Source organism: Nocardioides sp. (genome assembly GCF_016462705.1).
Taxonomy (GTDB): Bacteria; Actinomycetota; Actinomycetes; order Propionibacteriales; family Nocardioidaceae; genus Nocardioides.
On sequence record NZ_JAEMSS010000168.1, the window covers coordinates 1 to 9,041 of the forward strand.

Sequence of the window (9,041 nt, forward strand, 5' to 3'; positions counted from 1 at the left end):
GCCCGCGGGGGCCGATCTGAAAAAGAAACGTACGTCCGCTTCTTTTCCGGAGCGGGCGCAACAAGCGCGCGATCCGCACGCACCAGGGGCGTGCGATCCATGCGCTAGCCACGGACGCGATCATGGTGACGCCGAGACTCGATCGGCTACGCGCGCGGGCACCACGCCCAGCCCTCAGACGGGCCCCGGGGCGGCCCCTCGACCGAAGGCGACGGAGTCAGGCCGGCGGCGGCACCGGTGTCCGCTCCGTCCGGCCCAGCCCGGCGACCGCGGCCAGGATCAGGAGCGTGCCCGCGACGCCTGCCACGCCCAGGCGCTCGTCGAGCACGATCGCGGCGACGACGGCCGCCGTGACCGGTTCGAGCAGCGAGGCGATGACCGCCGCGCTGCCGGACGTGGTGCGCAGGCCGGCGTACAGCAGGCCGTAGGCGAGCGCCATCGTGAAGACGCCCAGGTAGGCGAGGGTGGCCACCGCGACCGGGTCCGTCGTCACCAGGGGCGCGTCGCCCCGGGCGCCGAACAGCCCCAGCGGCAGCAGCGCCAGCGCTCCCGCCCCGGTGGCGACGGCGGTCAGCGCGAGGGGAGTCGTGGTGGCCGCGACGGCCTCGGCGACCAGCGTCGTCAGGGCGTACGTCGTGCCGCTGAGGGCGGCGAGGACGACGCCGAGGACCGGTCGCGGGCCGGTCTCCCCGAGACCTGCCGTCGAGCTGACCAGCACCAGGCCCGTGATGGCCAGCACCAGGACGACCAGGGTCCCCTGCCCTGGGAGCCGGCGGTGCCGGACGACGTGGACCGCGGTCACCAGCACGGGGGCCAGCCCGAGGCTGACCACGGTCGCCACGGTGACCCCGACCGACACGACGGACCCGAAGTAGAGCGCCTGGTAGGCGCCGGTGGCGACGCCCGCGAGGATGGCCGGCCCGGGGCGGTCGCGCAGCAGCCGGACGAGGTCGCCGCCCTGGCGGAACAGGGCGACGGCGGCCACGAGGACCAGGGCCGCCACCCCCATCCGCCAGGCACTGATGGTGAGCACCGACATCGGTTCGTGCTCGCGGATGATCTGGACGCCGAGGCCGCCGGTGCCCCAGAGGACGCCGGCGAGGCTGACCTGGACGAGGCCCAGGCGGGAGTGGACGGGCATGACAGTGCTCCGGATGAGTGGTCGGGAGGGCCACGAGGCCCCGGGACGCGTCTGGAGCACGCCGCGGCGTGCGGCGAGGGCTCCGGTCAGACGACCGGAGGCGGCAGCACGCCACGCACAGGAGAGGTCACCCGGTCATCATGTCGTGTCCGGGTGACCTCAGGCGAGTGATTTCAGGTGCGGGGCGGGGTCTCGCGGTGCCGACCGTCGCTGGGCGCCGTCTGCGTGCCCGGGTCGGTGGCCGTGCCCGTGGTCCGGTCGGGGGTCGCGTCGGCCGTGCGCTCGGCCGCCGGGTCCGTCGGTGCGTAGCCGTCCTGCGTGGTGTCGACCCGCGGGTCGATCCGGTCGGCCTCGCGGACGAGGTGCTCGCGGGCGGCCTCGGTCTGGGCGAGACCCTGCCGGGCCCGGGCGGCCTCCGCCTCGGCCCGCTCGGCCTCGGCCCGGGCGATCTCGGCCTCGGCGTCCCTGAGTCGCGCCTCCCGCTCGGCCTCGGTGACCTCGTGGGTGTGCGTCACGGCGACGTCCCTGAGCTGGCCCGCCTCGTGGGCGCGCCGCTCCTGGGCGCGCTTGCGCATCAGGACTGCTGCGACGGCCGCCAGCAGCAGCGCCACCACCACGACGACGAGAACGATCGTTGCTGTCTCGGACATAGAGGTCCTCCCTCCAGGACTGCCAGTACCGGTACCCGGGTTCGCCGGCTTCACGCCAGGAGCGGGAGGACCGCGGTGACGGCCCCCCCGTCCGGGCCGGGGCCCGCGGTGAGCGTGCCCCCCAGCTCGGCAGCGCGCTCGCGCATGGAGGCCAGCCCGACCCCTGGCCGCCAGGCCTCGCTGTTCCCCAGGTCGGAGATCTCCAGACGCAGGCCGTCGCCCTCCGCGTCGAGGCGGACCGTCGCGGACGGACTGGTGCTGTGCCTGGCGACGTTGGCCAGCGCCTCGGTGACGATGCGGTAGGCCGCCACCTCCACCGCCGCGGGGAGCGCTGGCAGCCCGGGAGCGGTGATGGTCACCTCGATCTGCTCACCCGCACCGTTGCGCAGGCCGGTGGCCTGCTGGCGCAGCGCCGGCACCAGGCCCAGCTCGTCCAGCGCCGGCGGGCGCATCGCATAGACCATCGCCCGGATCTCCTCGATCGCGGTGACCGTGTCCGCGCGAAGCTGGGACACGAGCTCCTCGGCCGCCGCGGGATCGGTGCGGATCAGGTTGCGCGCGGCATCCGAGGTGAACGCGACCCCGGACAGTCGTGGCCCCAGCCCGTCGTGCAGGTCGCGCCTCAGCCGCCTCCGTTCCTCCTCGACCGCGGCGATGGTGCGCCCGCGCGACTCGACCACCTCGGCGGCCAGTGCCCGTGCGCGCAGGGTCTGCGCAAGGAGCGGGACGGTAAGGCGGAGGACCTGTTCGTCACCGCGGTTCAGCGCCAGGTCCCCAGGCCGGAGACCGACGACGAGCCGGCCGGCGCCGTCGAGCTCGAGCGTCCGGGTGTGCGTGCTCTCGGTGCCCGACGCGGCCACGGTCTCGTCATCGACGACGAGTGCGGCGTACGGGATGACCAGTGCCTCGCGGATGGCGCGCAGCGCGACGACCGGGTCGTCGGAGATCCGGTCGACCATGGCAGAGGCGGCTCCCAGCGGATCGGGACGCTCGCCGAAGAGGAGCTGGTCCACGACGCCGCGGAGCACGACGCGGGTCGGCTGGTACGCCGTCGCCGCGAGCGCGGCGAGGGCCGCCAGTGCCCCGTCGTTCAGCTCGCCGGCGTCGAGGGCGTCGAGGAGACTGATCTCGAGGATGAACACCGCCATCACGATGATGAGGGCGAACGAGGTGACGACCGAGCCCACGACCAGCCCGCGCACGTCGACGAGGTCGGGCAGCGTCGCGCCGACGTAGAGCGCCGGTCCGATGAGCGCGAACGCGAGGGCACCCGCGAGGGGCAGCGCGGAGCCCGCGACTCCCTCCGACGAGAACGTCGCGAAGAAGTAGACCAGCCCGGAGACGGACACGGCGAGCGCCATCCAGACGAGCGCGCGGCGCTCCCGCTCGGCGGCCAGCTCGATGCGCCACCACGTGTGGACGAGGAAGACGCAGGCCTGAATGAAGCCGAGCAGCCCCGCCACGCCGACATCGACGTAGGCCGTCGTCACCACCCCGCAGCCGCCGATGGACACCAAGGCGAGGAAGTCGACCGGGTGCCGGTAGCGAAGCCGGGGGTAGGCGAGCAGGGCCAGCGGTGCGGCGAGCGACACGCACGCGTAGCCGACGACGGCGCCGGCGGTGTCGTGGTCGGCGACGAACAGCAGCATGGACACCGTGCCCAGCGCCCCCGCAAGCGTCATGAGCGCCCCGGCGAGCGAGGACCGGTGACGCAGCACGAGGCCCACGCCGGCTGCAGCGAAGGACACCGCGACGATCGTGAAGACGACGGCGTCGGCGGTCACGTGCCCAGGCCGCGCTCCCGGGCGCGGATGACGGCCGAGGTTCGGTCGGCGACCTCGAGCTTGGCGAAGATGGTGGTGAGGTTGTTGCTCACCGTCTTGGGGGACAGGTGGAGGGTCCGGGCGATCTCGGCGGTGCGCCGCCCGTGGGCGAGCTGCTCGAGGATCTCGGTCTCGCGGGCGGTCAGCTCGGGGAACGGGGCCACGGTGGCGGGCGGGTGAGCGAAGTGCTCGAGGAGGCGGGCCGCGATCCCGGGGCCGAAGATGGCCTGACCGCGGGCCACGGCCCGGATCGCGTCGGCGATCTCCTCCTGTTCGGCCCCCTTCAGCAGGTAGCCCTGCGCCCCCGCCTGCATCGCGGTGAACACCGTCGCGTCCTCGTCGTACATGGTGAGCACCAGGACCGCCGCCTCGGGAACTGCCTGGCGGATCCGTCGCGTCGCCTCGACCCCGTCGATGCCGGGCATCCGGATGTCCATCAGGACGACGTCCGGTCTGGTCAGCTGGGTCTCGCGGACGGCCGCCTCACCGTCCGCGGCCTCACCGACGACCTCGAACCCGTCCAGCGTGCTGAGCAGTGCGGCCAGACCGCGGCGCACCACCGGGTGGTCGTCGGCGAGCAGCACACGGATCGGCACCGCACCATCATCGCGGGCGGCGGAGTCCGGGCGCTTGGGAAGAAGTTCCCGCAGTGTCGGGGCTGGCCGGAAGGTCGCGAGGAAGGGATCCTCTGGGAGTCGGTGCTCCCGCCGCCGGACCCTGGAGCCTCACACCACCACTGGAGGTCACCATGAGCACCACCACAGCCCTCGAGGTCACCCGGCTCACCACCAAGCAGAAGGTCGGCGTCGCGGTCGCGGCCCTCTACGGCCTGACGAACATCCCGTCGGTGCTGATCCCCACTCCCGACGGCGAGACGGGCCCGCCGCTCGGCATCCTCGTGATCGACAGCGCGCTGGGCGTCGTCGCCCTGGTGGCGGCCGTGCTCGCCTGGCGTGGCTCGCCGGTCGCCCTCCGGATCGCAGCGGGTGCCATCGTCGTCATCACGCTCACCGGCCTGCCCGCCTTCTTCGTCGACGTGCCCATGGCGGTCAAGGCGTTCGTGGGCGTCTCGGTGGTGGTCACCCTGGTGGCTGTCGTGCTGATGTTCTCCGGTCGTCGGCCGGCCTCGGTGGTGGACTGATGATCGCGGTCGTCACCGTCCTGCTGGCGTTGCCGCTGGGCTACCTCGTCCGCAGCCGGCTCGCCGCGAGCATGACCTACGCGGTCGCCTACCTGTGGACGTTCACGTTCCAGACCCTCTACCTGGCGCTCGACTCACTCGGCGGCGGCGCGAACCCGGCGTTCGAGGCGGGGGAGTTCCCCGCGGACTACGGCGTGGTGACGCTGGCGGTCCTCGGCGCCGGCTTCGGTCTGGTGAACCTCGGTCACTGGGTCAGGGCGCGCTCGTCGCGCACCGGCACGAGAGCGACCGCGACCAGCGGGAACACGGCCGCGAGCGCGAACGTCCACGCGTAGCTCCCATGGGTCACCGCCAGCGCGGCGACCGGCGGCACCGCGGACGCCGTCAGGTACTGCGCGGTGTTCTGAAGCCCGAGGGCGCGGCCGGACCAGAACGGTCCGGCCCGCTCGGCGACCGCGGTGAACGCCAGGCCGTTGTCGGCGACGGTGACCATGGTGGCCACCACGACGAGCGGGACGGCGACGCCCCAGCCGAGCCCGGCGGTCACCCCGAGCGCCAGCATCGTCGCCAGCGCGGCCCAGGTCACCCAGCGCAGCGGCCGCATCCGGCTGCCGACCACGTCGGAGAGCTGCCCGGCCCCGATCCGTCCGGCGACCCCCGCCACCTGCGCCACGGCGACCACCACGCCCGCGGCGGCGGGCGACCAGCCGCGGTCCTGCACCAGCCAGACCAGCGCGAACGTCCACACGACGAACTGGGGGACGACCAGGAGCACTGACACGCCGTGCACGCGGGCCAGGAACCGGTCGCCGCGGTACGGGTTGGGCGCCTCCGCGGCCCCGCCGCCGGGACGCGGCGGGTCGATGACGACCACGGCGACCGTGAGCGCGGCGACCGCGCAGGCGGCCACGGGGATCCACAGCGCCGCGTTGGCGTCCAGCCGGTCCGCGGTCACCGCCATCGTCACGGCCGCGATGCCCACGCCGGCGGGCTGCGCGGTCTGCCGGATCCCCATGGCGAGGCCACGGCGCCGGGGCGGGAACCAGCCGACCACCACCCGGCCGCTCGCCGAGCCCGTGCTCGCCGCGGCCAGGCCGGCGACGAACAGGCTCACGGCGAGCAGCACGACGCTGGTCGACACCACGGCCACGACCCCGGCCAGCGCGGTGCTCACCAGCCCGCTGAGCAGGACCACCCGCTCCCCGTGGCGGTCGGTGACCACGCCCCACGCCACGAGCGCGCACGTCACGCCGGCCATCGGGGCAGCGGCCACGAGACCGGCCTCGGCGAGGGAGAGGCCCCGGTCGGCCACCAGGGCCGGGATGAGGAACGCCGGCCCGTGGATCATCACCGCGGCGGCGGCCTGGGCGAGCGTGCTGGCCGCCAGCATCGCCCAGCGACGCGTCGTACCGACCTCCGGGGACGAGGTGGCCTCAGCCTGAGACGTCACCCGCCCGATTCAACGCCCTGCGGGGCGCCGAACCGGGCGGGTCTCGTGGACTGGCTTGTGGGCTTGCTTACTTCAGTCCGCTGCCGGCGATCAGGAGTTGGGCGTGGCCGAGGTCGATCACGGCACCGCTCCCGTCGAGGAGCGTGAGCCGCACTGCGACGACGTCGAGCCCGCTCTTCATCTCGGTGACGACGTTGGTGTCGATCTGGACCAGGCCGGGGATGGACAGGCCGTCGAGCTCGGGGAACGAGTACTCGGTGCCGTCGACCGTGGCGCTCCCGATCGTGGTCCCCTTGGAGTCGAACGTGACGCCCTCGCGGGTGCGCTCGACGTTGGCGCGGCCGCGGATGCCGGTGATCACCAGCTGGCCACCGCCGAGGTCGACCTGGGCGATCCGGGCCTCCTCGTAGCCGAAGGCCCGCTTCGGACGCTGCTGGCCCATCTGGCGGGTCGACGCGGCACCCACCTCGATGACGGGCAGCAGGTCGACGGCGGCGACGTCCTTGCCCTTCACCTTGCCCTGGGTGCCCTGGCAGGGCATCCGGGTCAGGGGCTGCGGGCCGCTGTGCACCAGGTTGTTGAGCGCGCGCACCTCGGTCGCGGCCGAGAGGCCGGCGAACAGGCCGCGCTTGACGCCGCGGGCGATCTGGGCCGCGGTGTGGGCGATCTTGACCCGGGTGTTGGTGGGCAGCAGCTTGACGTCGAGGACGTCGGCGATCGCCTTGGCGTGGTTGCTGCTGGCGCGGGTCTTCTCCACCCCGACGTGGATCTCGAGGACGCCCGGGATGATGACCGGCTGTCCGGGCTTCGGCACCGACAGCACCTGCGGGGCGCCGTTCGTCGGCGTGTAGACCAAGCTCTGGACGGCGGTCTCCGTCACGGCGTGGAAGCCCTGCGCGTCGTGGTAGGCGCGGGCCAGCGAGGAGAGGCCCTTGATGGCCAGCTGGCCGAAGCTGTCCTCGTGGAGGACGATCCGGTCGATCTCGTGGGTGGAGTAGCTCGAGTGCACACCGTTGGCGCGCTCGGTCCAGGCCCGGGTCTTCACGCCCGAGACCTGGCCGAGGCTCGGCAGCTCGGCTGTGCCGATGCTGTTGTGCTTGTCGACGCCGGCGACGTTGGTGCACCCGATCCCCTGGTAGCTGGTGGTGCCGGAGGAGACGGGCAGGTCACCCCCGCGGACCCGCGAGCCGTAGGTGACGGCGCGGAAGGCGAACGGGGTCCGGTCGCCCTTCTTGGCGTGGACCGACCGGTCGAAGCCGTCGGCTGCGGCCGTGGGGACCAGGGCCGCCGAGGTGGCGACCAGAGAACCGGTCAGCAACGCGCCGATGAGGGCGGTGCGGAACGGACGACGGGAGGGCGAACGCATATGAGACTCCTTGGCTCGACCAGGCTGGGTCCGGCGGGACACGGACCAGGTGGGGGGTTGTGCGCCTGGTCTAGTCCTAACGCGTCATGCCCCCTGGGGTTACGCGGCCGGGGTGGCGCGGTGACGTTGGCTCCTGGCCGGGGCTGCAGTTGGATGGGGCCATGCCGACGGCCCTGGTTCCCGAGACCGTGAACGTCGACGTCGGGCCGCTCGGCCTGGAGGACGTGGTGGCGGTGGCCCGCACGGGCGCCGCTGTCCGCCTGACCGACGAGGCTCTCGCTGCCATCGACCGCGCCCGAGATGTGGTCGAGCGACTCGCCGCCGCGCCCACCCCGGCCTACGGGATCTCCACCGGGTTCGGCGCGCTGGCCACGAGGCACATCCCCGTGGAGCAGCGCGCCCAGCTGCAGCGGTCGCTGGTCCGCTCGCACGCCGCCGGCTCCGGGCCGGAGGTCGAGCGCGAGGTGACGCGGGGCCTCATGCTGCTGCGGCTCTCGACGCTCGCGACCGGTCACACCGGGGTACGCCGCGAGACCGCCGAGCTGCTGGCCGGCCTGCTCTCGCACGGCATCACCCCGGTGGTCCACGAGTACGGCTCCCTGGGGTGCTCGGGCGACCTCGCGCCGCTGGCGCACTGCGCGCTCGCGCTGATGGGTGAGGGACAGGTCCGGGACGCCGAGGGCGCCCTCCTGCCCGCCGCCGAGGCGCTGGCCGCGGCCGGGCTGGCGCCGGTCGAGCTGGCGGCCAAGGAGGGCCTCGCGCTCATCAACGGCACCGACGGGATGCTGGCCATGCTGGCGCTGGCGGTCACCGACCTGCGGATGCTGCTGCGGACCGCGGACATCGCCGCCGCCATGTCGGTCGAGGGCCAGCTCGGCACCGACCGGGTCTTCGCCGCCGACCTCCAGGCACTCCGGCCGCAGGTCGGGCAGGCGCTCTCCGCCGCCAACCTGGCCGCACTCCTGGCCGACTCGGGCGTGGTCGCCTCGCACCGGGGCCCGGACTGCAACCGGGTCCAGGACGCCTACTCGCTGCGCTGCTCGCCCCAGGTGCACGGCGCCGCCCGCGACACCGTCGAGCACGCGGCGGTCGTGGCCGGCCGCGAGCTGGCGAGCGCTGTCGACAACCCGGTCGTGCTCGCCGAGGACGGCCGGGTCGAGTCCAACGGCAACTTCCACGGGGCCCCGGTCGGCTACGTGCTCGACTTCCTGGCGATCATCGCCGCGGACGTCGCGTCGATCAGCGAGCGGCGCACCGACCGGTTCCTCGACAAGGCCCGCAACCACGGGCTCCCGGCGTTCCTGGCCGGCGACCCCGGGGTGGACAGCGGCCACATGATCGCCCAGTACACGCAGGCCGCGATCGTCTCGGAGCTGAAGCGGCTGGCGGTCCCCGCGTCAGTGGACTCGATCCCGTCCAGCGCCATGCAGGAGGACCACGTCTCGATGGGCTGGTCGGCCGCCCGCAAGC

The 9,041-nt window shown here is 73.6% G+C and carries 9 protein-coding genes; 3 read left to right on the top strand and 6 right to left on the bottom strand.

Annotated elements, in window-relative coordinates; all coding sequences use genetic code 11:
* Positions 1–217: 217 nt before the first annotated feature.
* The 4 genes from JHD21_RS17660 to JHD21_RS17675 all read right to left on the bottom strand — a co-directional run bounded on the left by JHD21_RS17660 (position 218) and on the right by JHD21_RS17675 (position 4,210).
* Entirely contained in the window at positions 218–1,141 is a 924-nt protein-coding gene (locus JHD21_RS17660) for a DMT family transporter (protein ID WP_292677835.1), read from the bottom strand.
* Positions 1,142–1,314: 173 nt separating this feature from the next.
* A complete protein-coding gene (locus JHD21_RS17665; RefSeq protein ID WP_292677837.1) occupies positions 1,315–1,791 on the bottom strand; it encodes a hypothetical protein in 477 nt (158 codons plus the stop codon).
* A 50-nt stretch (positions 1,792–1,841) separates the two neighbouring features.
* Entirely contained in the window at positions 1,842–3,575 is a 1,734-nt protein-coding gene (locus JHD21_RS17670) for a histidine kinase (RefSeq protein ID WP_292677839.1), read from the bottom strand.
* The gene (locus tag JHD21_RS17675; protein WP_292677842.1) at positions 3,572–4,210 is read right to left on the bottom strand and encodes a response regulator transcription factor; all 639 of its coding nucleotides are present in this window, start codon (positions 4,208–4,210) and stop codon (positions 3,572–3,574) included. The genes JHD21_RS17670 and JHD21_RS17675 overlap by 4 nt, the downstream gene beginning before the upstream one ends.
* Before the next feature lie 152 nt (positions 4,211–4,362).
* Between JHD21_RS17675 and JHD21_RS17680 the strand changes: the two genes are divergently transcribed.
* Both JHD21_RS17680 and JHD21_RS17685 read left to right on the top strand, forming a co-directional pair.
* Positions 4,363–4,755 carry a hypothetical protein gene (locus tag JHD21_RS17680; RefSeq protein WP_292677844.1) on the top strand — a complete coding sequence of 131 codons (393 nt, stop codon included), beginning with the start codon at positions 4,363–4,365 and terminating at the stop codon, positions 4,753–4,755.
* A complete protein-coding gene (locus tag JHD21_RS17685) occupies positions 4,755–5,090 on the top strand; it encodes a hypothetical protein (RefSeq protein ID WP_292677846.1) in 336 nt (111 codons plus the stop codon). The genes JHD21_RS17680 and JHD21_RS17685 overlap by 1 nt, the downstream gene beginning before the upstream one ends.
* Here the strand turns inward: JHD21_RS17685 and JHD21_RS17690 are convergent.
* The gene (locus JHD21_RS17690) at positions 5,000–6,205 is read right to left on the bottom strand and encodes an MFS transporter (RefSeq protein ID WP_292677848.1); all 1,206 of its coding nucleotides are present in this window, start codon (positions 6,203–6,205) and stop codon (positions 5,000–5,002) included. The two genes, JHD21_RS17685 and JHD21_RS17690, sit on opposite strands and share 91 nt — an antisense overlap.
* Before the next feature lie 67 nt (positions 6,206–6,272).
* Positions 6,273–7,571: a choice-of-anchor P family protein gene (locus JHD21_RS17695; protein WP_292677850.1), complete on the bottom strand. Its 1,299-nt coding sequence runs from the start codon at positions 7,569–7,571 to the stop codon at positions 6,273–6,275.
* A 161-nt stretch (positions 7,572–7,732) separates the two neighbouring features.
* Here JHD21_RS17695 and hutH point away from each other — a divergent pair.
* Positions 7,733–9,041 (top strand): histidine ammonia-lyase (gene hutH / locus JHD21_RS17700; protein WP_292677852.1); only part of this gene is annotated, 1,309 nt, incomplete at its 3' end.

Bases quoted from the DNA above. Each gene is read 5' to 3' on its own strand.
- JHD21_RS17685 (WP_292677846.1), top strand. From the start codon at position 4,755: ATGATCGCGGTCGTCACCGTCCTGCTGGCGTTGCCGCTGGGCTACCTC.
- JHD21_RS17695 (WP_292677850.1), bottom strand. From the start codon at position 7,571: ATGCGTTCGCCCTCCCGTCGTCCGTTCCGCACCGCCCTCATCGGCGCG.
- JHD21_RS17680 (WP_292677844.1), top strand. From the start codon at position 4,363: ATGAGCACCACCACAGCCCTCGAGGTCACCCGGCTCACCACCAAGCAG.
- JHD21_RS17660 (WP_292677835.1), bottom strand. From the start codon at position 1,141: ATGCCCGTCCACTCCCGCCTGGGCCTCGTCCAGGTCAGCCTCGCCGGC.
- JHD21_RS17665 (WP_292677837.1), bottom strand. From the start codon at position 1,791: ATGTCCGAGACAGCAACGATCGTTCTCGTCGTCGTGGTGGTGGCGCTG.